Here is a 279-nt window from a genome sequence, read left to right on the forward strand (position 1 = left end):
CGGCCGGAATGCTGGGCAACCCGACCTCACCCGAGACCGCCGGTGAAGGAAACGCGCGCTACGCCACCTTCGAGCGCGGCGCTGTGTACTGGTCGCCGGACAGCGGCGCACAGCCCGTCACCGGTGCCATCTACGAGGCGTGGGGAACGCTCGGCTTCGAGCGCGGAGTGCTCGGCCTGCCGACCAGTGCCGAAATCCCCGAACCTCAGTGGATCGTGCAGAACTTCCAGCACGGCACGCTCAACTTCGACCGCGAGAAAGGCACTGTCACCCGCGTGG

The 279-nt window shown here is 67.7% G+C and carries 1 protein-coding gene; it reads left to right on the plus strand.

Annotation, left to right across the window (positions count from 1 at the left end; all coding sequences use genetic code 11):
* On the plus strand, positions 1-279 hold a 279-nt coding region (locus ACZY0B_RS28035), incomplete at both ends, for an LGFP repeat-containing protein (protein WP_463767466.1).

This window comes from Mycobacterium sp. IDUB_19, assembly GCF_055419445.1.